Origin of the sequence: Alkalihalobacillus sp. NPDC127517 (assembly GCF_050276055.1) — a bacterium.
Classification (GTDB): domain Bacteria; phylum Bacillota; class Bacilli; order Bacillales; family Bacillaceae_D; genus Alkalicoccobacillus.
In genome coordinates this window covers 42,226-64,898 of the sequence record NZ_JBNNQX010000006.1, presented here as the reverse complement: position 1 = coordinate 64,898, position 22,673 = coordinate 42,226, and the positions used below count along the sequence as shown (strand labels likewise).

Sequence of the window (22,673 nt, the reverse complement as noted above, 5' to 3'; positions counted from 1 at the left end):
TAATGAAAAAGATTTTGGTTAGGCTACTTCTCATAGTAGTAGCAATCCTTGTGATTGCATTAGTAAGCGGATTGATCTGGGCATCACTCTCATTTGAAGCGATGGATGAGGCAAAGGAAATGGCTGGTGAAGAGACGGATCTTGGTATAGTATTCGGTGAAAGTGATGCCGAAAAAGGTGTTATCTTCTATCAAGGAGCCAAAGTAGAACCAGACGCCTATAATTACTTGGGCGATCAACTTAGCGCCGAAGGGTATTTCGTTGTTATCCCTCAAATGCCTTTAAACTTAGCGGTTTTGAGCCCTTCTAAAGCGAATGCTGTAATGGAAGAATATCCAGATATATCCGAATGGTACATTGGGGGACATTCACTTGGAGGAGCGATGGCATCATCTTACGTAGCTGATCATGCTGATGCAATTTCAGGACTGTTTTTACTTGGTTCATTCTCAGCAAGTGATTTGTCAGAAAAAAATGTAAGAGTACTCGATATCTCTGGCGGGTTAGATGGACTATCATCTCCGGATAAAAGCGCCGAGTACGATGAAAATCTTCCTCCGGAAACAACAAAAGTCGTGATTGAGAAAGGAAACCATGCGAACTTTGGAGACTATGGCCCACAAAAAGGTGACAACGTTAGCCCTCTAACACCAGAGGAGCAACACGATATTGTAGTAAATGAACTAACAGAATGGATTCCTGCTAGTAATGAATAACGAGAAAAGCGTATTGCAAAAATGCAATACGCTTTTTTGCGCGCATGAACCTAGGCAACAATTAGCATACTACGAAAGAAGCTCTTAGAAGGGCGTGATGAACTTTGGAGGATACAACACTCTTTGTACGTATGAAACCTAGAATCGATGCCACGTCGCATCAAGTTCTGACATTACATCAATTGGCTAATTTATCAGGTGACCAAGCGATCATCAAACGAATTGGTCATTTAGCTATTTATCAAATTCAACCTACTGATGGTTCGCGCGTTCAAATCGACATTATGACAGTCATAGCAGCAATCTATTCAATTTTTCCGAATCTTGATATTCAAGTTGTAGGTAGTGTGAATACGGTCGTGTATGTAAGACAACCTCAAAAACGGTTAAGGCCACTCTATATCGTTTTAGTGTGGTTGCTGTTATTTGTCGGATCTGGCCTTGCTGTAATGAATTTTCATGAAGACGTAAGTATGCGAGCTGTCCATATTAGATTGTATTACTTAGTAACTGGTGAGGAAACGCTTTACCCTTTATGGTTGCAAATTCCCTATTCACTCGGACTTGGTATAGGAATGGTATTGTTTTTTAATCATTTCTTTAAAAAACGATTTAATGATGAACCTAGCCCACTAGATGTAGAAATGTTTAATTATCAGCAAAATTTAGACCAGTACGTAGTCCAAAAAGATAAACATGATCATTAGTCGATTGACGTTGGTTCTACTTGGGCTAGGCGGGGGTTTAGCTGTAGGGGGAGGACTAGTTGCCTTTATTACCGTTCTTGGGGTAATTCCAAGGCTGGCGCAGCTTTCAAGATCAGAGGCGATGATTCGTTTTTATGAGTGGGCTGGGATTATTGGGATTCAGATTGGAACATGGGCAAGCTTCTATCATTTTAACGTGGGTTCGTTTAAGGTCATTGCAGGTTTCACTGGACTGTTAGCTGGTATCTTTGTTGGCATGCTTGCTGCCGCCTTAACAGAGGTATTAAATGTGTGGCCGATTCTTGTTAAACGAATGGGCATGAGTTCAAAAATCATTATTTTCCTAATGGCTATTGCATTAGGAAAAATTGCTGGCTCCCTATTTCAATGGATCTGGTTTATTAGATAGAAGGGACTTTAAACGAATGCCTACAAAAAAACAAGAAGACTATGCAAAAAACAGCAAGCTTTATGAACATAAGCCATCAATTTGGATATCTGGAGGGAAGGCCTTTCTTGTAGGTGGAATCATTTGTTTCATTGGACAGGTGATTATCGATCTCTATGACACGTTTTTCGTCAGGACGCGAGAGGATGCGATTCAATGGATGCTTGTTACCCTCATCTTTATCTCTTCATTTATGACCGGTTTAGGCTGGTATCGAAAAGTGGCTCAATCGTTTGGTGCAGGTATCCTAGTACCAATCACAGGACTCACTAACTTAATGACAAGCTCAGCTATGGAGCACCGAAATGAAGGCATTATTGAAGGGGTAGCTGGTCATGTCTTAAAGCTAGCTGGTGCTGTGGTTGTAGCGGGAGTTGTGATGGCATACGTAGTAAGTGCAGTTCGGTTAATCATTCACGCGATCTTAAGTGGATGATCATAAATAGAGAGGAACCGTTATATGAACAAGCTTGGCAAACATACATGGGAATATACAACGCCCGTTTACATTCAAGCCTCCGGTACGGCTGTTGGACCTGATGAGAAGAAGGGGCCACTTGGCGAGTGGTTTGATTCATCATTTCAAACAATATACTGTGGTGAAACATCATTTATCCAGGCCGAGCGAAAGTTAATGAAAACCGCTTTTCAAACCTGTCTCGATAAAAGTGGAGTTAGAGAAAATCAAATTGACTATTTGTTAGCAGGCGATCTTGATCATCAGTTAACCGCTTCGAGTTTTACTTCAAGAGATTTATCCATACCTCTGTTTGGGATGTACAGTGCCTGTGCAACGGTTGCTCAAACGTTATTAACAGCTGCATTGCTCATTGATACGAAACTTGCGAATTATGTAGTTGCTTGTGCAAGCAGTCATTACGGGATTGCTGAACGCCAGTTTCGTTATCCAACGGAGGCGGCTATTCAAAAAAGACAAACCGCTCAATATACTGTAACAGGTGCCGGAGCCGTGCTACTCGGTATAAAGAAAAGCCGCGTTCAGGTTACCTCAGCAACAGTAGGTGAAACCATTGATATGGGATTAAAGGACTCTTCAAACCTTGGAGCGGTGATGGCACCAGCTGCTGGTCATACGCTTCTGACTCATTTACGTGAGACAAATCGAACGATTAGTGACTACGACTTAATTTTAACGGGTGATTTAGGTCGAGTAGGAAGTGGAATTTTTAGAAAATGGACGCGCGAGCACGGGATCGTATTGGACGAACGGCATGAAGATGGAGGGGCACGAATTTTTCGTTCAACAAATGTGTTTTTAGCAGGTGGAAGTGGAGCAGGATGTGCTGCTGTTGTTACTTATAGCAATGTATTAGAACGGCTTAAACAAGGAACCTTAAAACGAGTCCTATTTATTGCAACAGGAGCATTATTCAGTCGCGAAACGGTCAGGCTTGGAGAAACGATACCGGCCGTAGCCCACGCCGTTACATTAGAGGGAGTTGAATCCTAACGATGGACTATTTAATGGCCTTTTTAATTGGTGGTGGCATTTGTTTTATTGGTCAATGTCTTCTGGATGTAACTAGAGCTACTCCAGTTCAATGCTTAGTTATTTTAGTAATACTTGGAGCATGTTTGGATGGTTTTCATCTGTATGACTCACTGCTAGAACTATCGGAGGCGGGTGCAATCATTCCTGTCACAAGTATTGGACACGCTCTTGTACATGGTGCAATGAGTGAAGGAGGAGGACATGGGTTTCTCGGGATTGGAGCCGGATTATTCACGCTTGCTTCAACGAGCATATCTGTTGCCATTGTCATGAGTTTTGGAGTCGCATTATTATGTAAACCGCGGGGGTGAATAAGGTGGAACAAACGAGGGACGTTATTTTTATCACAGATGGAGATGAAGCTGCACGAAAGACCATTGAATATGTTGCACATGAGCTTGGATGCAGGGCCATCAGTGCGTCAGCAGGTAATCCCTCAACACTAAAGGGAGAGGAATTAGCAGCACTCGTTTTATCTACACCGCATTCTCCCGTATTAGTTATGTTTGATGATTGTGGATACCGTGACGAGGGGCCAGGTGAACAGCTAATGCGTTATCTACATAACCGCGAAGATATTCATGTGCTAGGAGCGGTAGCAGTTGCCTCGCAAACCCATTCCAGTGAATGGTCTAATGTTCACTTTAGCATAGACAGGTATGGCGAAGTGACTCATCTGGGCGTAGATAAAGAAGGGTTGGCAGATTTGGAAGTGAATCGAATCAATGGAGATACAGTATATATTTTAGACGAGTTAAAGCTTCCACTTGTGATCGGGATTGGAGATATCGGAAAAATGAGAGGGCAGGATCAAGCAAAAAAAGGGTGCCCTATTACAAAAAAAGCAGTGGAACTGATTTTAGAAAGGAGTGGATATCGTGGGGCAAGCATATAAAAAGAAGGAAGAAGCATTTTCGGATTCGTATACAGAAAACGTTGAACGCTTAAAAGAACGTTTGGCGTTAGATGTATCTTTTGATGTGGGAGTAAGAAATATAAAGATTCTAGACCGTGAGATCGGGATCTATTATGTCACTGGGTTAACCGATAACGAATACATCATTGAGGTTTTAAAGGAACTAATGGATCTTGATGCACGAGGTAAGAAAACAAGTGATGTACATACAGCGATAAAAAATCATCTCACACATGTTCAAGTAGAAGAAACAGATTCAATGGATGATGCCATTACACAAATGCTGTCTGGATTAATCTTTATTATTCATGAAGGGTCTAGACAAGCATTTGTTGTAGATGTACGTGCTTATCCAAGTCGCGGACCAGAAGAGCCTGACACAGAACGAGTGGTTCGAGGGGCAAGAGATGGATATACAGAAAATATTATTGTAAACACAGGACTTACCCGCAGGCGCATTAGAGATGAGCGATTACGTAATGAAATTTTACAAGTAGGAGTCCGATCAAAAACAGATATTTGTGTCTCTTATATTGATGGTGTAGCCGACCCGGAACTCGTAAAGATTGTGAAGAAGGAACTGAAGAACATCACAATTGATGGAATTACAATGGCTGACAAAGTGATAGAAGAGTATATCGTAAAACAAGGATATAATCCATTTCCACTTGTGCGTTATACCGAGAGACCAGACGTTGCGGCCACACATTTATTGGAAGGACACATTGTTATTATTGTTGATACTACCCCAAGTGTTATTATTACGCCAACAACATTATTTCACCATGTACAACACGCAGAAGAATACCGACAGTCAGCGGCGGTTGGAAGCTTTTTACGCTTCATGCGTTTTACAGGGATTATGTTCTCATTGTTTATCCTGCCATTTTGGCTATTACTTGCAACCAACCAGGATTTACTTCCACAGGCCCTTGAATTTATTGGTCCTGAAGAGAATAAGAACATTCCTATTCTTCTCCAGATTGTGTTTGGTGAGATGGGCATTGAATTACTCCGAATGGCAGCCATCCATACACCTTCACCGCTCGCTACCGCACTTGGACTTGTCGCAGCTTTGTTGATCGGTGATATGGCTATCCAAGTAGGGTATCTGACACCAGAAGTCATTTTGTATGTGTCACTTGGAGCAATTGGCATGTTTGCCACACCGAGTTATGAACTTGGCGTAGCCCTTCGAATGGTTCGTTATCTTTTCTTATTTGCGGTGGCACTATTTGATTCCTCAGGCCTGGTCATTGCTTTCCTTGTTTTTGTTCTCGCTCTTACAGCTACTAAACCATTTAATAAGCCGTATCTATGGCCGCTGCTGCCATTCTCCCCACCAGAAATGTGGCAGATTCTCATTCGGGCATCTGTTCCTTCCTTAAAGTGGAGACCATCCATTGTGAACCCGCAAGATAAAATCCGTCAGCAACCATCTGATTCGTAAGAAAACTCTTAATAGCGAGAAAGAGGAAATTATGATAAAGTGATAGAAAAATGGATACTTGCACAATCGGGATTGACTGAAGAACAGTTGGTGATTTGGCATCAACTGTTTTTCGTTTGGCAAGAGGAGAGAGGTCAGCATGTATTTACACGGAACAAGTCAAATTAACGTTCATGGACACTTAGAAATCGGAGGAGTGGATACAGTCGCCCTAGCAAAGGAACAGGGAACCCCTTTGTTTGTATACGACGTCGCTCTTATCCGCAACAAAGCAGCAGAATTCAAAGAAGCCTTCGAAAAAGAACAGGTCCCTTATCAAGTAGCCTATGCCAGCAAAGCCTTTAGCTGTATCGCCATGTATCAACTGGCGAATGAACTTGGTTTGAGCTTTGATGTCGTATCGGGTGGAGAACTTTACACAGCGATTAAGGCAGAAGTACCAATGAATAAAGTGCACTTTCATGGAAATAACAAAAGTCTAGAAGAGCTTGATCTTGCGGTAAAAGCAGATATCGGGTGCGTGGTTGTAGATAACTTCTACGAGATGACATTACTTGAAGAGACATGCGTTCGCTATAATAAAACAATGGACGTCCTGCTACGAATCACACCTGGCGTTGAAGCACACACGCATGACTATATATCAACAGGTCAAGAAGACTCCAAATTTGGATTTGATCTGACAAATGGCCAAGTGGATCAAGCCATTAAACAAGCATTAGCAAGTCCACATTTGAACCTATTAGGGATACATAGCCATATCGGCTCTCAAATTTTTGAAACAAAAGGATTTGTCATGGCAGTTGAAAAAATCTTTGAATACATTGAGCACTGGAGAACAGAGCTTGAATTTATTCCACGTGTGTTAAACCTAGGTGGAGGATTTGGAATTCGTTACGTAGAAGGAGACGAGCCACTTCCTGGTGGAGAATATGTGTATCAAATGATTAAAGTTATGAAGCAATATGCCGAGAAAGCCGAAATGGCCTTACCTGAAATTTGGATTGAGCCCGGCCGCTCTCTTGTTGGAGATGCAGGAACCACGTTATATACAGTTGGATCTCAAAAAGACATTCCAAATGTTCGACACTACCTAGCAGTGGATGGAGGAATGAGCGACAACCTAAGACCATCCCTTTATCAAGCAGAGTACGAAGGGATTCTCGCAAATCGTGCAAACGAAGAAGCAACAGACACGTTCTCCATTGCAGGTAAATGTTGTGAAAGTGGTGACATGTTAATTTGGGATTTGCCATTACCAAAAGCAAACCATGAAGACATTCTAGCTGTTTTCTGTACAGGTGCCTATGGCTATTCAATGGCAAACAACTATAATCGCATTCCGCGTCCACCCGTTGTCTTTGTTGAAAACGGAGATGTTCAGCTCGTAGTAAAAAGAGAAGAGTATGAGGACCTTGTTCGCTTAGATCTTCCTCTCTCCCGTTAATAGCATAAGTCACTATCGTTTTCTATTTGAAAGAAGATGGTGTACAATAGAATCTGGCTGTCTAAACAGCAAACAAAAGATAAGACAAACCTTTAAAGAAATGAGGATGATTCATATGAAAAAAGGACACATCGCATTCGAAAACGGCGAAAAATTAGTCATTGAATTTTACCCAGAAGCAGCACCAGGACACGTAGAAAACTTCGAGAAACTAGCAAACAGCGGTTTCTACAACGGATTAACATTCCACCGTGTAATCCCAGGCTTCGTAGCACAAGGCGGAGACCCAGCTGGTAACGGCACAGGCGGCCCTGGCTATACAATTAAATGTGAAACAGAAGGCAACCCACACAAACACGTAAAAGGTGCTCTATCTATGGCGCACGCTGGTAAAGACACGGGAGGAAGCCAATTCTTCGTTGTTCACGAAGCACAACCACACCTTGATGGCGTGCACACTGTGTTCGGACAAGTTATCGAAGGCGAAGACCTAATCACGCGCATCAAGCAAGGCGATGTAATGAACGAAGTGAAGGTTTGGGAAGAGTAATATATGCTTAGAGCTATCCTTTATGGGTAGCTCTTTTTATTATAAATAAATCAATTTTTTATAGATCTGAACCTGTAAATGATTTAGTATCGAAGTTTTAAACAATGGAGGGATGAATGTATGGAAGTGCTTACCTTATCAGCAACGCTTTTGATAATTTCTATGCTTATATTATTTATAAATAGTCGAAGGTTAAAAGCTGCTGAACAAAAAAATGTATCGCTAATAAAAGAAGCTCAAGAAAAACGAGAAAATCAGTTAAAGGTTTTAGAAGAGATCTTAGATAAGCAAAACAAGATGTCTAATGAACTTGATGAAATTAAAAGAATGAACAAGGAGCTATAGCCATGGATTCAATAATTCTCAACTTAATTGGAGTCTTATACATCCTTCTGGCATTTATAGTGATCACTGTGCTCTTGGTATTATTCATTATAAATACGAATAGTTTTTGGAAAATGCGCAAAAGTAATCTGAAAGCAATTGATAATGGGAACTTGATGGATCAGAAGAAAGAAAGACTGATGAGAAATGTACAAAAGAATCAAGAGATAATATCTCAGAAGTTTGAAGGTATTAAGCGAAAGGTTTGGTAATTAGTTTCTTTTTTATCCCCTCTAAACTGCATATCAATAACATAGCCATAACTAATTAGGACACTAGCCAGTTAAGGCATCGTTGGTGTGTGGTTTGGAATGGAATAAATTAGAAGGGGAAATGACAGTTGCTGTCGAATAAGGTGCCAGGGGAGGTGGGAGAAATAGAATTTTACAAACTTCACAGTCATGAATTTTATGAAACGAACCACAATGGAGAAGATTACATTTGGGAAGTTAAAGTCATAAACGTTCACGGGTCGGATCGTTACCAAGCAAAGCTCATTCAAGATGAGTTAGGAATAAGAACAAGATGGACGGTAGTACGCGGAGAGTATCTTGCAGTAGATGTGAATTTAATGATTAGAAAAGAAATTAAGAATCTAAAATAACATTGTTCGAAGTTCAATACATAAAAAGAGGGCTACCTACATGGCAGCTCTCATTTTGCATGTTGTCAAGATATGAAAGTAATGATGACTAGTGCAAAAGTTTCTATGAACAAAATGGACCTAGACATTAATCAGAGTAGCGATTATTTTCATTCATCTGCTTCTTTTTCTCTGCAGTTGCTTTACTCATGAAAGCGAGCCCGAGAAATATGTATACAGTTTTCAGTATTGAATCGGAGTCAGATAAGATCATGATTCCTCCAGTTAACAGAAATGCAGTGCCAGCAAGATAATATAAATTAGCTTTCATTAAGTTCACCTCTTTAATTTATACGCTGGAAATTGCAATGAGTTTCACTTAATTAATTAGAAAAAGCCTTCATAGAAGGCTTAACTATTTTCTAATTCAGTGATTCGATGATTTAAATCCTGGATAACCTTATTTCTTTTGATAAGGCTATTATAATTTAGTAAAGAAATACTAACTGCGCCTGTAGCAACAGAAAAAGCAAAGATTGCAAGAGTGTCGATATGTAGTCACCTCGATATGTAATAGATTTACAGGTCAACAGTAACACAATTTCAATTCCAATTAAAAAGTAAATATTCAAGCTGCCGTCTATATGGAGAATACTTTATGTCTATGAGGTAATTAGGGCAAGTTAGCTAAGTATATAATTCCTGAGATAACCTATTTACACATGCCTAGGTTGTAAATTTAGATTCAATACAGCTCACACTATGGATAATGAAAAGAGTGGCTACTTTGGCCCAAGTTGCGAGTCTAACAGAGAGCTTAGATAATTACGATTGATTTGAGCCTCTCCCGACTTAAATAGGGAATACTAGACACGGAATGCTTTAAATAAAATTATGCGCAAAATAAATATCCCTAAAAAGCCAGCGGTGAATAACTCTATATTCGGTTCAATTCCGAAAAGTGGAACGATGAAATATAAAGCGAGTCCACCAATAAAAGCTATGACTACAGCAAGAAGCCATCTGGCATTAAACATGTGCATGGATCGACCCTCCATTTTTTGATCTATAAGCTGTTAAAGGGGAATCTATAGATGGCTCCTCAATACAAGTTTAAATAATGTTGTAAACAACACAAATCCTATGGATGACTATTGGGAGAGTGTCGCGAAGGATAGAGATTAAATTACCCTCGCCGTCAAAAAGAAGCCTTAAGAGTACGCTTAAAAACCAAAAGGCTGTAACCGTAATTAAAGCGTCAATAAACAAATTCTTATGTAGCATAAAGACACTCTTGTTAGCATCCTGTACCCTGAGAGGATCTTACAAAACATTGCATGAGAAATGCTCTGTACACTAAGAAAATTAACGTGAGTACCAAGAACTGTCTTCATAGCAAGAAAAAAGAACCGGGTATCAAGAACATTTTAGAATTTAATAAGAAGAGAGGTACGTTTGCAAGAGGAAAAGGATCATAATCAAGCTCAGAGGATGTTCCATCAAGAGCGAGAGGCTGATAGCAAGGAGAAAAGATGAAATATCAAGATTGCGCAGCTGATAGTAAGGAGTTAGGAAGCAACATCAAGAGAGATTCGCCGCACATCAAGAACTATGACCTGACCACCAAGAAGGAGCTGCTTAGTAAGAGAAAAATGCCGCGAATCAAGGACTTCGCACATTTTAGTAAGAAGAACGAGGCGTTAGCAAGAAGAATGGAAGTTTAACCAAGCCCAGAGCGTGTTCCATTAAGAAGGAGGGGCTGATAGCCAGGGGAACGGAGGGAAAACCAAGAAGCAACCGCTGTTAGCAAGCAGTGTGGATCGCATAGCAAGAAGAATGCGGTGCGCAGCAAGTAGTTCAACACTTTTACCAAGAAAAATCCTCTCAACTAGAAGAATCGATCTTCACTATGAGGTTCAAACCTAAAAAGGAGTACATAACACGCATTACTTTAAATCAATTATTAGATTTTAAACCAACTCCACCGACCGCAAACAGTCCACTGCTATGTACATCAAGTCACCATTCTCAAGCTCCAGGTTTACTTGTTTCTGATCCTTACTCACCTGAGCAATAATACCTGTCACTTCATGATGAGCCCACTGCTCCCAATAGGTAACTTTAACCCACTTCGTATATTGTAAAGAATCCATGACTACCTGCCCAATTCGCTCAAGCTCATCTGGATCAAGCTCATGTTTCTCCACGCGATAGTCTCGTTCATTTGATTGTCGGATTCGTTCCTTATGTTCAGGAAGCATCATTCGACTGCCTTCCCACGTTAAGTTTCCTCGACGTAAAAATGTTTTATATTCCTCTAGCTCTTCGAAAGATGGCATGATACACACTCCCACATTGGTTCGCTGTTCTTATTATATGCGAATATATGTTCGGTATTCAATGAAAAATAAAAACCAATTTTATCCTCTGTTTTTCTTTTAATTTCCTTTGAAGTATTTACCTTTTTAGACTATTTCGTTTATAATAGAGTTGCATGGAATACATAGAAAGTGATCATATACATATCATTCATTTTTTTTAGTCAAACTAGGAGGGTATTTCTTGTTACTTTTTTATTGATTCGTCCACTGCCTATACGTCTAATAATTCATTAAAAATGACGAGGAGTGTTGATGAATGATTCAATTTATTTATGATACAAATGGAGTTACACCTAGCATGGTAGAAGGTTTTTTTGTGGATTGGCCAAGTCATCCAGGTTCGGCTGCGCACATTCAGCTTCTGCAGCAAAGCAGCCACATTGTTTTGGCAGTAGACGTGGATGCGAACCAGGTGGTAGGGTTTATTACAGCGATTAGTGATGGAGTTCTGTCTGCTTATATCCCGTTACTAGAGGTACTACCTGCTTATAAAAGCAGAGGTATCGGTAACGAATTAGTCGAGCGAATGAAAAAGCAGCTCAGTCATCTTTACATGGTTGATCTTGGCTGTGATGATGACCTCGTTCCTTATTATGAGAAGCACGGCATGATCAAAACAAATGCGATGGTCCTGCGTAATTACGGAGCTCAAGCAGGACATTTCACATCATAAAAAAGAAAGAGCGCTCAAGTCTACTTGTGCGCTCTTCCCTTTTAAAAGTAATATGGAGGGTTCAAATTGTTAAAGAAATTTGCACGATGGTGGCCGCTTTTTGCTGTCATCAGTTTAATTTTAATAATCATGCATTTTGCGATAGAAGTTCCATATGTAAGAGGGATTTCAAGAATCTTAATCGCATTTACGTACGGACTCATTCTTTTAAATACGTATTATACGAATGAAATTAAGTTTGCTCGCTGGCGCTACGTACTTGGCATTCTTTTCATTCTTGTATTATTTATCACTGGATTAATCAGCCTATTCTCCGATTAAGATTCTTTCTTTAACTCATCTCTCTCTTGTTTCCGATCTAGTATACCTGAAACGATAAAGCATAATGCCGCACCAAAAGTTGGAATAGAAAATAATGAATTAGAATCGGAGAAAACAGTGAACAAACCACTAATTATAAGTAAGGCAGATCCGATAACGTAAAAATAAATCATTTTATCCCTCCTTACGACCTTACATATTTTCTCAACGCTCTAATCGCCAAAAATCCACCATAGATGAGCGCAACCAAAAAAACAAAACCGAGAATCTGGAAAAAGATTGAGCCAAACGGGATATCAATTCTTGTATATTCCATCATCAGTCTCCTCATCAACAAATTATTAGTAAGATTATACCATATTTTTGTCTGATAAACGTATATTTTTACATTAAAACAAGCCCTCCGTAAAAGAAGGGCCTACGAGTTATCAGTTATGATTCGTCTTTAATTTCGTTACGCAAGCTTTCGATACTTGTTTCTCTGCGTCTGTTTTTGTTGATAATATCTTGTCGGTCATGCTCGTCTAATTGGTGATCATGAGCGGCCATGTAGTCTTCTGTATCATGAATTTTCTGTTCCGTATTGGTGATAATTTCTCCAATACGCTTTGCGTTATCTGCACGATTATCTGGGTTTGCCATGTGTCATTCCTCCTTTTTGAGTGTTTAGTATGCCTCAACCACTCAAAAAGTATGAGGATGTATGGTAGGTATTCTAACAAACACGAACATTCTCAACCGGCTTTCAGGTAACTTAGGCGATATAGATAAAAGGATATGGGGAGGATTTTCATGAGTAAAACGAATGCGTATGTTGATCCATCTGTTTGTGTTCAACCAACTTCAACGGGTCTATTAGATTCGTTCACATTTGCGGTAAAGGATGTTTTTTCCATTAAGGGTGTGACCTCTAGCGCTGGAAACCCTGATTGGCTCCGTACACATAAGCCGTCTACAAGTCATGCTCCTACAATTAAAAGACTTTTACAAGCTGGTGCTACGCTTTTGGGCACTACTCATACAGACGAGCTGATGTATAGTTTAAATGGGGAAAATGCTCATTATGGTACGCCGCTAAACCCACGTAAACCAGGTCATATTCCTGGAGGCTCATCAAGTGGTTCGGCATCTGCAGCGGCTGCAGGTGATGTTGATTTTGCGATTGGAACGGATACGGGAGGTTCTGTTCGGATTCCGTCTGCATACTGCGGGCTATATGGGTTCAGACCTACGCATGGCGCTGTTTCAATTGATGGCGTCATCCCGCTTGCTAAACGTTTTGATACGGTCGGGTGGATGGCTCAAGAGATTCAAACAATGGTGACAGTCGGGGACGTTCTGCTCCAAGAAAAAGGTGGAGCTTCAGAATCCTTTACTTCAATCCTGCTTCCAAATGAAGCGTGGGCTTTGGTTGAAGAAGAAAGTGTGGAAGCTTTGCAAGGTGCTCTGCACACGTTGAAAAAGAAACTAGAGCGCTCAGAGACGCGTTCCATTACAAAAAATGGCTTAAATGAGTGGAAGGAAACGTTTCGTATTGCTCAAGCCTATGAAGCGTGGCAGGCGCACGGTGAATGGATTACAGAAACAAATCCAGCATTTGGTCCAGGAATTTCTGAGAGATTTACGATGGCAAAATTAATCACAAATGAACAATTTGAAAAAGCGGTGCAAGAACAAGAAATCATAAAAAACCAAATGAATGCACTCATAAAACCAAACACGATACTCGCCATACCGACTGTGCCAGGTTCTGCACATTTGGTTAACCTTGCACCAGAACAGATTGAACAACGTCGGAACAGCACGCTGCAATTGAGCTGTATTGCAGGTTTAGCGGGATTACCCCAATTAACAATTCCCATTGAATCCAAAAATGGTCCGATTGGCTTGTCACTGATTGCAGGGGCCAATCAAGATTTGAAGCTACTTTCGTTCGGTCAAAGGTTCTTTCAAACATAATTAATGCCAGCCAATATAGAAGCCGTCTCCTTTCTCCTTTTTTCGCATGTACTGTTAAAAAGGAGGGTTTCCAAGTGGAGATTATTCTTATGCTGGCTACGATTATTAGTCCGATTGTGTTGGCTTTGATTGAACTCATTAAACGAACTGTTCAAATTCCAAAACGATTTATTCCATTACTAGCTGTGGCGGTTGGATTACTTGTCGGAGCATTGTCTTACCCTTTCTCGGATCTCGCACTTTCTATGAGATTGTGGGCAGGAACACTTGCAGGCTTGTCAGCCACAGGGTTATTTGAGATCAGTAAAAGTCGTGAAGGCTTATTACTCACAAAAAAAGATGAAAATAACGAGTAAACAACGAGATTTCTCTCGTTGTTTACTCTTAATAAAGGAGTACATATGATTCCACTTGTATATGATCAATTAAATCAAAGCACGCTTGATACGATGTTTTTTTGTACACTTTTAAAAAAAACGAATGCAAGAGTTATAGCAGATCTCGGTTGTGGAACAGGCCGGATCACAGAACAGTTTGTTAAAGAAGGGTATCACGTAACAGCCATTGATCCGAACCAGGAGGCACTGGATTTAGCGATCCAAAAAGAGATCCAAGGTAGTGTGGAATGGATTCTCGGAAGTAGTGCAGATCTTAAAGACAATACATATGATGCAGTCGTTATGACCGCAAACGTGGCACAAGTATTTTTAACGAGTGATAGTTGGAAGCAAATGCTCTCGGATGTCCATAGAGCATTAAAACCAGGAGGACATTTCATATTTGATGTAAGAAATCCGCTTGAAAAGGTTTGGAAGGAATGGCAGCAGGATTTCAGTTCGGACTATGCAAAACATCCAGAGACAGGTGAGGCGCTAGAAATTCTTACGGACTATGAAGGATTTGAAGGGGATGTGTTTACATTTTTTGAATCAGTAAAAAAAGTTTCTTCGGGTGAAATCTTGCAAAGAGAACGATTACAGCTACGATTTCAACCTAAAGAAGAGATGGATCTTTCATTAAGACAAACAGGATTTAATGAAGTCTTTACGTATGGAGATTGGCAGCTTGCCGCAGCCACTTCTCAGTCAAAAACATTTATCTATCTGTATGCAAAAAATAAATGAACAAACGAAGCGATTATTCAGTCGCTTCTTTTAGTATTGAGCTGACACCACACCTATGGTAAAGTATGGGTAGAAAGAAATGAAAGCGCTCTATAAAATGGATACGCACTAAATTCTGGGTTTTGACAACGTGAGGAGGAACATTATGCCGGCCGAACCATTGTTCAAAGCAGGACTGCAGGACGTAATTGCGCTTGATACAGCTATTTCTTATCTTGATACAGATCAAGAACAAATCTTAATTAAAGGCTTTGATTTAATTGAATTAACTCAACACATTGGCTATGTAGAGATGATTCATTTGCTTTTTGAACATCAGCTTCCAGATACCGATCAAGTTAAGACTTTAGAACAAAGGCTGAAGGAACAATGTAACATTCCAACTTCACTTTGGACCATCCTCCAAGAGCTACCTCAAGAAACCCATCCTATGGATGCACAACGTACGGCACTTTCCGTATTAGCCGGATTTGATCCATCGCTTCATGATTACTCGCCTCAAGCGAACACAAAACGTGCGTATCGACTTCTCGCCACACTTCCTATGATTACTGCAAACGCGTATCACCTGTTAAATGGAAAGTCAACAATCGTAACAGATTCAAGCTTATCGTACAGCGCTAACTTTTTATACTTACTCACCCGTCGCGTCCCTTCAAAGCTTGAGGCGCGTATATTTGACCTGTCCTTATTGCTTTACTCTGAGCATGAGCTGCCAAACTCGACTTTTACAGCAAGAGTCATCGCCTCAACATTGTCTGATATGTACGGTGCCTTAACAGGTGCTGTTGCTTCGTTAAAAGGTCCCTTACACGGGGGAGCGAATGAAGAGGTAATGAAGCTTTTACTAGAAGTGAACTCACCGGAGGCGTTTGAAGATTTACTGAAAGAAAAGCTTCGTCAAAAAGAAAAGATCATGGGGTTTGGACATCGAGTCTACGCTAAAAAGATGGACCCTCGTGCATTGATAATGAAGCGAGCACTGATTGATTTGAGTGATCAACGCGGGGATGATCGCTTTTTACGGATTTGTGAGGCGGGAGAGGAGCTTATGGAACGAGAAAAAGGGTTATACCCGAATTTAGACTATTATGCTGCTCCCGTTTATTACATGTTAGGTATCCCAATTGATTTATACACACCCATTTTTTTCTGCTCAAGAACGGTAGGTTTATGTGCCCATATTATCGAACAACATCAGAATAATCGTTTATTTAGACCTCGTGTGCAGTATAACGGCACACCGTATCAATCGATCTAACTCCAAGGAGGTTCTTGTATGACGATACTCAATCAGACAGAGCAAACCGATATACTTCTTGAGAAAATAGCTGAGTATGCGTGCTCCAAACGAACATTTAGTGAAGAAGCGTATACAACCGCACGATATGTATTAGCTGATACATTGGGCTGTGGCATTTTGGCATTGAGGTACCCTGAATGTGTGAAGCTCCTCGGACCGGTTGTTCCAGGGACCATTGTTCCAGGCGGTTCAAGAGTCCCAGGCACACCGTATGTGCTTGATCCTGTTCGGGCTGCATTTAATATCGGAACAATGATTAGGTGGCTTGATTATAACGATACATGGTTAGCTGCAGAATGGGGGCATCCTTCTGATAATGTAGGTGGCATTCTCGCAGTTAGTGACTACATAAGCCAGGCTTGTGTAGCAGAAGGGAAGAAGCCTTTGCGGGTAAAAGACTTGCTTGATTACATGATTAAAGCACATGAAATTCAGGGTGTACTTGCACTTGAGAATAGCTTAAACCGAGTTGGGTTAGATCATGTCTTGTTTGTAAAAGTGGCTACAACTGCTGTAACATGCGCTATGATGGGCGGAACAAAGCAAGAAGTCATTAACGCTGTCTCACATGCGTGGATTGATAATTCAAGTCTCAGAACATACCGTCATACGCCGAACACGGGATCTAGGAAATCTTGGGCAGCAGGTGATGCAACGAGCAGAGGGGTCTTTCTTGCGATGACTGCTCTAAAAGGGGAAATGGGTTATCAAACAGCTCTAAGTGCACCAGGTTGGGGGTTTCAAGATGTACTTTTTAAAGGCAAAGAGCTAGTACTTACAAGAGAGCTTGATGACTATGTGATGAAGAATATATTATTCAAAGTGTCGTTCCCTGCGGAATTTCACGCGCAAACAGCAGCTGAATGTGCGATTGAATTGCACCCTGATGTAGTCGGTCGATTTGATGAGATTGATACCATTACGATTCAGACACACGAGTCAGCCATACGAATTATTGATAAAAAAGGACCACTGACTAATCCGGCTGACAGGGATCATTGCTTGCAGTACATTACGGCCATAGCCTTATTAAAAGGATCAATCACTGCAGACGATTATGAACAAAGGCAAGCTGATGATAAGAGGGTAGACGAACTTAGAAGCAGGATGCATGTTGTTGAAAGTAAGGATTATACATTGGATTATTTAAATCCCGACAAACGTTCTATCGCGAATGCCGTGCAAGTAATTTTTAAGGATGGAACTGAAACTGAACAAGTTGAACGAGAATATCCTCTTGGTCATCGCTTTCGGAGAGAGGAAGCGATTCCACATATTGAACGAAAATTTGAACAGAATCTTCAGGTGCACTTTGCTCCAAAGCAATATGAGGGCATTCTAGAGGCGTTCTCCACGCAATCAAATGTGGAAAAATTAACGGTTCCGTCTCTTATACAACTGTTTATACCGTCTTAACGAGAGGAATGTGACATATGGCTTGGATTGTTGATCAACCGCGTACACAAAAAGAACTAGCTGAAGAGTTTGCGAGTCTTGTTACAGCAAATTCGATTCTTCAAATTCCAGGTGCACACGATCCGATGGCAGGACTCATGGCAAAGGAATCTGGTTTTCATTCTTTATACTTATCTGGCGCTGCCTACACAGCAAGCCGCGGATTACCTGATCTTGGGTTCATTACGTCAAATGAGGTTGCAGAGCGGGCTCGAGATATTATACGTGCAACGAATCTGCCATTGCTTGTGGACATTGACACTGGATTTGGAGGCGTGTTAAACGTTGCTAGAACAGCAGCAGAAATGGTTGAAGCAAAAGTAGCAGCTGTGCAAATTGAAGATCAACAGCTGCCTAAGAAATGCGGGCATCTTAATGGGAAGCGACTCGTTTCAACGGAAGAAATGGTTCAAAAGATTAGAGCCATTAAGAAAGTCGCGCCGACTCTTTACGTTGTAGCTAGAACGGATGCTAGGGGTGTAGAAGGAAAGCAAGAGGCAAGGGAGCGAAGTCTCGCGTATATGGAAGCTGGGGCAGATGCCATTTTTCCAGAAGCATTAGAAGGGGCTGAAGAATTTAAGTGGTTCGCAAAGCAACTGAATGCTCCGCTACTCGCGAATATGACTGAGTTTGGAAAAACTCCTTATTATACAGCAGATGAATTTAGCATATGGGGATTTAATATGGTGATCTATCCAGTAACTTCAATGCGTGTGGCTGCAAAAGCATATGAAGTGGTGTTCTCCGAGATCAAAAAACAAGGCACACAAAAAGAAAGTCTTGAGCATATGCAAAAACGAAGTGAGTTATACGCGACCATTTCTTATGACCAATTTGAAGAGCTTGATCAGCAAATTGCAAAAACAATTCTTTCAAAAGATCAGTAGAATGACATATCATTAATCTTGAGTGGTTTACTTGCATTTTTAGAATGCTAGTGCTATTATTCAAAACAACTTCATATCTTTTTGCTTCGGGGCCGGGTGAAAATCCCGACCGGCGGTGATGAGGCGTTAGTCTCTTAGTCCGTGACCCGTTACACCTAGTGTAACGGTGGATCTGGTGAAACTCCAGAGCCGACAGTGAAAGTCTGGATGGGAGAAGGAAAAAGCAAACGAGCGGATTTTTGAACACAAAAAAGTGTGGAGAAACCGCTTGTTCGAGCAGCACATTTTTAACAAACATCGTTAAATATGTTTATTTGCTGTACGATTCTATGCTTATTCATTCAAACCTTGAAGCGATGCCTTCAAGGTTTTTTCTTATTTTATGAACGAGGTGTTATGTAGATGGATCAAGAATTTATGAAACTTGCTTTAACCTTAGCCGAATCGGCCAAAGGGCAGACTTCGCCCAATCCAATGGTTGGTGCAGTCGTGGTAGCAGATGGACGAATTGTCGGAACAGGCGCACACCTGAAGGCCGGAGAAGCACATGCGGAGGTTCACGCCTTAAATATGGCACAAGAGAAAGCAAAGGATGCAACGATCTATGTCACACTTGAGCCATGTAGTCATTACGGCCGAACCCCTCCTTGTGCAAAGCGCATTATTGAATCTGGTATTAAACGTGTGGTAGTAGCATGTGTTGACTCAAATCCCGAAGTAGGTGGAAAAGGAGTCAAGATGCTGGAGGATGCAGGCATCGAGGTTGAAGTCGGGGTCTGTGAGGAGGAAGCTCTTGATTTAAATCGTGCCTTTTTTCACTTTATTAAGACACATCTCCCTTATGTCACACTAAAATCGGCTTCAACCTTAGATGGGAAAACGGCAACGGTATCAGGTGAAAGCAAGTGGATCACCGGCACAGAAGCTCGGATGGACGGACATCGATTAAGGCATGAAAATGATGCGATTTTAGTTGGGGTTGGAACGGTGCTTGCAGATAACCCATCACTTACCACACGAATTGAAGAAACCGTTAGTCGTCATCCTGTGCGAGTCGTATTGGATTCAAAGCTACGCACACCAGCTGACGCACGGATCGTAACGGATCAACTGACTGAAACGTTCATCTTTACATTGAACACAGCCTCTGAGGAACGTGAGAAGCAGCTGAGTAGTCAAGATGTGAAAGTGATACGCCTTGAAACACTAACAATTGGTGAAGTGCTTCTTGAACTTGGCAAACGTGATATTCAAACGATTTTAATTGAGGGTGGCGCAGAAATGCATGGCAGCTTTATTAAAGAAGGCTATGTAAACGAAATGGTTCAATATTTCGCGCCAAAGCTTGTTGGAGGAACGCACGCTTCTCCTGTAGTAGGTGGAGAAGGAATAGCCAATTTAAATGAAGCACTACAGTTGACAATTCAATCCGTTACGCAGCTTGGAGATGACATAAAGATTTCATCTAGAGTGAGGAGAGACTAATATGTTTACTGGAATTATTGAGGAAGTTGGAACGATTAAAGCTATGAATGAAACAGGCGAAGCAATTGTGATGACCATTGCAGCTAAAGAAGTTCTAACAGATGTATATGAAGGGGATAGCATTGCTGTAAACGGCGTTTGTTTAACGGTTACCTCTTTCTCTGATCACGAGTTTGTGGTGGACGTTATGCCCGAGACGGTTCGGGCATCGAGTCTTCAAGCATTAAAAACAAACTCCAAAGTTAACCTGGAACGAGCGATGCATGCAAACGGACGCTTTGGTGGACACTTTGTATCAGGTCATGTTGATGGGATTGGAACCATTGTCCGGAAAACGGGTGAGCAAAATGCGATTTATTATACCATTCAAGTTTCTAAGGAATTAAGACGGTACATGATACATAAAGGTTCCGTCACAGTCGATGGCACGAGCTTAACAATTTTCGGCGTGGATGAAACAAGCTTTACGATCTCCATTATTCCTCACACCGTTGAACAAACAATTATTGGAAATAAAGAAGTGGGTGACATCGTGAATATCGAATGCGACCTTGTTGGTAAATACATTGAGCAATTTTTAGAGAACCCTCGGCAAGGCAATATCACCTCTGGATTCTTAAAAGAACACGGATTTACATCATAGGAACAGAGGGAAGGAAGTGGACGTATGGAGAAATCACCGTTTGATCTGATAGAAGAAGCGCTTACAGAATTAAAGCAAGGAAAGGTCATCATTGTTTGTGACGATGAAGATCGAGAGAATGAAGGGGATTTTGTAGCAATCGCTGATCAGGCAACAACTGAGGTTATTAATTTTATGGCTGTTCATGGACGTGGATTGATTTGTGCACCTGTAAGCTCAGAGATTGCATCTCATCTTCAGTTAAGCCCGATGGTACAAAATAGTACGGATCCTCATGAAACGGCCTTTACGGTATCAATTGATCATCAAACGAGTACAACAGGTATATCGGCACATGAGCGCTCAGATACCGTTCGGGCTCTGGCAGATGCTACAACTGAGTCAGGTGACTTTAAACGACCAGGTCATATTTTTCCGCTAATTGCTAAAGACGGTGGTGTTCTCAGAAGAGTTGGTCACACAGAAGCGGCCGTTGATCTTGCGAGACTTTCCGGTTCAAGACCAGCTGGCGTCATTTGTGAGATTATGAACGAAGACGGTTCAATGGCGAGAGTCCCTGAGCTTCGTAAACTAGCTGACGAGCATCAATTAAAAATGATTACGATTAAAGATCTTGTTCGCTACCGCCACCAAAAAGAATCACTCATAACCAGAGAGATTGAAACAGTCCTTCCAACAGCATACGGTGAATTTAAAATTGTGGGATTCTCCGATACGTTAGAAGGAAAAGAAAGTGTCGCATTAGTAAAAGGAGACATTACAACAGAAGCCCCCGTTCTAGTGCGAGTCCATTCTGAGTGTTTGACGGGTGATGTATTTGGATCTCACCGGTGTGACTGTGGTCCTCAATTACATGCTGCTCTTAAGCAGATTGAAGAAGAGGGCCGAGGGGTGTTATTGTATTTGCGGCAGGAAGGTAGAGGAATCGGCTTATTAAATAAACTTCGTGCATACAAGCTTCAAGAAGAAGGCTATGATACAGTGGAAGCGAATGAAAAGCTGGGTTTCCCAGCAGACCTTAGAGAATACGGAATTGGTGCTCAAATTCTACGGGATCTGGGTGTTCGTAAAATGAGGCTGTTAACCAATAACCCTCGTAAAATTACGGGCCTTTCTGGCTATGATTTAGAAGTTGTTGAACGTGTGCCAATTCAGCTTCCACATGTTCAAGAAAACAAGAAATACTTGAAAACCAAATCAGATAAATTAGGTCATCTATTAAAATTTTAAACAGAGGATAGGAGAGAGTATAATGGGAACGATTTATGAAGGTAAGTTAACAGGAGAAGGATTAAAGATTGGGATTGTTGTAGCGAGGTTTAACGAATTCATTACAAGTAAGCTGCTATCTGGTGCAGAGGACGTATTAAGAAGGCACGGCGTCAATGAAGCCGATGTTGAAGTAGCGTGGGTACCAGGAGCATTTGAAATTCCATTCGCGGCTAAAAAGCTTGCTGACACTGGCAAATACGATGCCATCTTAACACTGGGTACGGTTATTAGAGGATCGACTCCACACTTCGATTATGTTTGTAATGAAGCTGCTAAAGGCGTAGGATCACTGGCTTTATCTACGGGTATCCCAGTCATCTTCGGCGTATTAACGACAAACACGATTGAGCAAGCTATTGAACGAGCAGGTACAAAAGCTGGAAACAAAGGGGCAGAAACGGCTATTGCTGCCATTGAGATGGCTAATCTAAGCCGAGCAATTGACGCTTAAAAAAG

General features: G+C 41.2%; 30 protein-coding genes and 1 riboswitch. Of the genes, 25 read left to right on the top strand and 5 right to left on the bottom strand.

What is annotated here, in order from left to right; translation table 11 throughout:
- Positions 1–2: 2 nt before the first annotated feature.
- The 12 genes from ACQKKO_RS09335 (at position 3) to ACQKKO_RS09280 (ending at position 8,735) form a co-directional block, all read left to right on the top strand.
- On the top strand, positions 3–716 hold the full coding sequence (locus ACQKKO_RS09335; RefSeq protein WP_498646498.1) for an alpha/beta hydrolase: 714 nt from the start codon (positions 3–5) through the stop codon (positions 714–716).
- 104 nt (positions 717–820) lie between these two features.
- A complete protein-coding gene (locus tag ACQKKO_RS09330) occupies positions 821–1,423 on the top strand; it encodes a stage V sporulation protein AA (protein WP_498646496.1) in 603 nt (200 codons plus the stop codon).
- On the top strand, positions 1,413–1,832 hold the full coding sequence (locus tag ACQKKO_RS09325; protein WP_498646494.1) for a stage V sporulation protein AB: 420 nt from the start codon (positions 1,413–1,415) through the stop codon (positions 1,830–1,832). The genes ACQKKO_RS09330 and ACQKKO_RS09325 overlap by 11 nt, the downstream gene beginning before the upstream one ends.
- 16 nt (positions 1,833–1,848) lie before the next feature.
- Positions 1,849–2,307: a SpoVA/SpoVAEb family sporulation membrane protein gene (locus ACQKKO_RS09320; protein ID WP_498646492.1), complete on the top strand. Its 459-nt coding sequence runs from the start codon at positions 1,849–1,851 to the stop codon at positions 2,305–2,307.
- 24 nt (positions 2,308–2,331) lie between these two features.
- Complete coding sequence (gene spoVAD / locus ACQKKO_RS09315; RefSeq protein WP_498646490.1) at positions 2,332–3,342, top strand: stage V sporulation protein AD; 1,011 nt, start codon at positions 2,332–2,334, stop codon at positions 3,340–3,342.
- 2 nt (positions 3,343–3,344) lie between these two features.
- On the top strand, positions 3,345–3,695 hold the full coding sequence (spoVAE, locus tag ACQKKO_RS09310; protein WP_498646488.1) for a stage V sporulation protein AE: 351 nt from the start codon (positions 3,345–3,347) through the stop codon (positions 3,693–3,695).
- Between the two features lie 5 nt (positions 3,696–3,700).
- The gene (spoVAEA, locus tag ACQKKO_RS09305) at positions 3,701–4,279 is read left to right on the top strand and encodes a stage V sporulation protein SpoVABEA (protein ID WP_498646486.1); all 579 of its coding nucleotides are present in this window, start codon (positions 3,701–3,703) and stop codon (positions 4,277–4,279) included.
- Positions 4,263–5,750 (top strand): spore germination protein, encoded by a 1,488-nt coding sequence (locus ACQKKO_RS09300; RefSeq protein ID WP_498646483.1) that lies wholly within the window; start codon positions 4,263–4,265, stop codon positions 5,748–5,750. The genes spoVAEA and ACQKKO_RS09300 overlap by 17 nt, the downstream gene beginning before the upstream one ends.
- Positions 5,751–5,889: 139 nt before the next feature.
- Positions 5,890–7,197: a diaminopimelate decarboxylase gene (gene lysA / locus ACQKKO_RS09295; RefSeq protein WP_498646480.1), complete on the top strand. Its 1,308-nt coding sequence runs from the start codon at positions 5,890–5,892 to the stop codon at positions 7,195–7,197.
- Positions 7,198–7,312: 115 nt separating this feature from the next.
- Entirely contained in the window at positions 7,313–7,747 is a 435-nt protein-coding gene (locus ACQKKO_RS09290; RefSeq protein ID WP_479822612.1) for a peptidylprolyl isomerase, read from the top strand.
- Between the two features lie 120 nt (positions 7,748–7,867).
- Positions 7,868–8,092 carry a hypothetical protein gene (locus ACQKKO_RS09285; RefSeq protein ID WP_498646478.1) on the top strand — a complete coding sequence of 75 codons (225 nt, stop codon included), beginning with the start codon at positions 7,868–7,870 and terminating at the stop codon, positions 8,090–8,092.
- 379 nt (positions 8,093–8,471) lie between these two features.
- Entirely contained in the window at positions 8,472–8,735 is a 264-nt protein-coding gene (locus ACQKKO_RS09280) for a hypothetical protein (RefSeq protein ID WP_498646476.1), read from the top strand.
- 127 nt (positions 8,736–8,862) lie between these two features.
- Here the strand turns inward: ACQKKO_RS09280 and ACQKKO_RS09275 are convergent, their stop codons facing one another.
- Entirely contained in the window at positions 8,863–9,045 is a 183-nt protein-coding gene (locus ACQKKO_RS09275; RefSeq protein WP_498646473.1) for a hypothetical protein, read from the bottom strand.
- A gap of 535 nt (positions 9,046–9,580) precedes the next feature.
- Complete coding sequence (locus ACQKKO_RS09270; protein WP_498646471.1) at positions 9,581–9,757, bottom strand: hypothetical protein; 177 nt, start codon at positions 9,755–9,757, stop codon at positions 9,581–9,583.
- Between the two features lie 489 nt (positions 9,758–10,246).
- On the opposite strand from ACQKKO_RS09270, the gene ACQKKO_RS09265 reads away from it, so the two are divergent.
- On the top strand, positions 10,247–10,438 hold the full coding sequence (locus tag ACQKKO_RS09265; protein ID WP_498646469.1) for a hypothetical protein: 192 nt from the start codon (positions 10,247–10,249) through the stop codon (positions 10,436–10,438).
- 246 nt (positions 10,439–10,684) lie between these two features.
- On the opposite strand, the gene ACQKKO_RS09260 is transcribed toward ACQKKO_RS09265, so the two are convergent.
- A complete protein-coding gene (locus ACQKKO_RS09260) occupies positions 10,685–11,053 on the bottom strand; it encodes a YolD-like family protein (protein WP_498646467.1) in 369 nt (122 codons plus the stop codon).
- A 298-nt stretch (positions 11,054–11,351) separates the two neighbouring features.
- On the opposite strand from ACQKKO_RS09260, the gene ACQKKO_RS09255 reads away from it, so the two are divergent.
- Positions 11,352–11,768, top strand: a complete 417-nt coding sequence (locus ACQKKO_RS09255; RefSeq protein WP_498646465.1) for a GNAT family N-acetyltransferase — start codon at positions 11,352–11,354, stop codon at positions 11,766–11,768.
- A 66-nt stretch (positions 11,769–11,834) separates the two neighbouring features.
- Complete coding sequence (locus ACQKKO_RS09250; RefSeq protein WP_498646463.1) at positions 11,835–12,089, top strand: hypothetical protein; 255 nt, start codon at positions 11,835–11,837, stop codon at positions 12,087–12,089.
- On the opposite strand, the gene ACQKKO_RS09245 is transcribed toward ACQKKO_RS09250, so the two are convergent.
- Entirely contained in the window at positions 12,086–12,262 is a 177-nt protein-coding gene (locus tag ACQKKO_RS09245) for a hypothetical protein (RefSeq protein WP_498646461.1), read from the bottom strand. The genes ACQKKO_RS09250 and ACQKKO_RS09245 overlap by 4 nt on opposite strands.
- Positions 12,263–12,521: 259 nt before the next feature.
- Positions 12,522–12,731, bottom strand: coding sequence for a small acid-soluble spore protein Tlp (tlp, locus tag ACQKKO_RS09240; RefSeq protein ID WP_498646459.1), 210 nt, complete (start codon positions 12,729–12,731; stop codon positions 12,522–12,524).
- A 150-nt stretch (positions 12,732–12,881) separates the two neighbouring features.
- On the opposite strand from tlp, the gene ACQKKO_RS09235 reads away from it, so the two are divergent.
- The 10 genes from ACQKKO_RS09235 (at position 12,882) to ribH (ending at position 22,668) form a co-directional block, all read left to right on the top strand.
- Entirely contained in the window at positions 12,882–14,048 is a 1,167-nt protein-coding gene (locus tag ACQKKO_RS09235; protein WP_498646457.1) for an amidase, read from the top strand.
- 74 nt (positions 14,049–14,122) lie between these two features.
- Positions 14,123–14,404 carry a holin gene (locus tag ACQKKO_RS09230; protein ID WP_498646455.1) on the top strand — a complete coding sequence of 94 codons (282 nt, stop codon included), beginning with the start codon at positions 14,123–14,125 and terminating at the stop codon, positions 14,402–14,404.
- A 45-nt stretch (positions 14,405–14,449) separates the two neighbouring features.
- Positions 14,450–15,172: a class I SAM-dependent methyltransferase gene (locus ACQKKO_RS09225; protein WP_498646453.1), complete on the top strand. Its 723-nt coding sequence runs from the start codon at positions 14,450–14,452 to the stop codon at positions 15,170–15,172.
- Positions 15,173–15,317: 145 nt separating this feature from the next.
- Positions 15,318–16,433: a citrate synthase gene (mmgD, locus tag ACQKKO_RS09220; protein ID WP_498646451.1), complete on the top strand. Its 1,116-nt coding sequence runs from the start codon at positions 15,318–15,320 to the stop codon at positions 16,431–16,433.
- Between the two features lie 18 nt (positions 16,434–16,451).
- Positions 16,452–17,891, top strand: a complete 1,440-nt coding sequence (locus tag ACQKKO_RS09215; protein ID WP_498646449.1) for a bifunctional 2-methylcitrate dehydratase/aconitate hydratase — start codon at positions 16,452–16,454, stop codon at positions 17,889–17,891.
- A gap of 17 nt (positions 17,892–17,908) precedes the next feature.
- Entirely contained in the window at positions 17,909–18,817 is a 909-nt protein-coding gene (gene prpB, locus ACQKKO_RS09210; protein ID WP_498646447.1) for a methylisocitrate lyase, read from the top strand.
- 78 nt (positions 18,818–18,895) lie between these two features.
- Positions 18,896–19,040: riboswitch (FMN riboswitch) on the top strand.
- A 179-nt stretch (positions 19,041–19,219) separates the two neighbouring features.
- Positions 19,220–20,302, top strand: coding sequence for a bifunctional diaminohydroxyphosphoribosylaminopyrimidine deaminase/5-amino-6-(5-phosphoribosylamino)uracil reductase RibD (gene ribD, locus ACQKKO_RS09205; RefSeq protein WP_498646445.1), 1,083 nt, complete (start codon positions 19,220–19,222; stop codon positions 20,300–20,302).
- Position 20,303: 1 nt separating this feature from the next.
- On the top strand, positions 20,304–20,945 hold the full coding sequence (gene ribE / locus ACQKKO_RS09200; protein ID WP_498646444.1) for a riboflavin synthase: 642 nt from the start codon (positions 20,304–20,306) through the stop codon (positions 20,943–20,945).
- Between the two features lie 24 nt (positions 20,946–20,969).
- Positions 20,970–22,175: a bifunctional 3,4-dihydroxy-2-butanone-4-phosphate synthase/GTP cyclohydrolase II gene (locus tag ACQKKO_RS09195; RefSeq protein ID WP_498646442.1), complete on the top strand. Its 1,206-nt coding sequence runs from the start codon at positions 20,970–20,972 to the stop codon at positions 22,173–22,175.
- 22 nt (positions 22,176–22,197) lie between these two features.
- Positions 22,198–22,668 (top strand): 6,7-dimethyl-8-ribityllumazine synthase, encoded by a 471-nt coding sequence (ribH, locus tag ACQKKO_RS09190; protein WP_498646440.1) that lies wholly within the window; start codon positions 22,198–22,200, stop codon positions 22,666–22,668.
- Positions 22,669–22,673 lie beyond the last annotated feature (5 nt).